The 309-nt window shown below is 74.4% G+C and carries 1 pseudogene; it reads right to left on the reverse strand.

Features of this window, described 5'->3' with window-relative positions:
* Nucleotides 1-309: pseudogene (locus tag BHU15_RS37500) on the reverse strand (glycosyltransferase family 2 protein); the annotation flags it as partial.

Consider the following 309-nt stretch of genomic DNA (forward strand, 5'->3'; position numbering starts at 1 on the left):
CGCTCCGGGCCCCAGGGCCCGTTGAAGTAGCCGCCGGGCACGGAGAAGCCGAAGCCCGTCGCCGACTGCCAGTGCAGCGCGTCGGCCTCGGCGGGACTCGGCAGGGGTACGGGGACGACGCTCTCGCCCTCGGCGACGTAATCCCGGTACATGCCGTCCGTGATGAACCGCGGCACCTCCGCCCGCTCCCGTACCGGCTGCGGCGTCGGCAGGATCGGCAGCAGCGCGGCGGCGATCGCGACCAGCCCCACCGCCCGGTGCGTCCGCGGTTCGATGTCCTTGATCCGGGCCGCCGCGAGCGCGATCAGC

The organism is Streptomyces niveus (assembly GCF_001723055.1).
GTDB lineage: Bacteria > Actinomycetota > Actinomycetes > Streptomycetales > Streptomycetaceae > Streptomyces > Streptomyces niveus.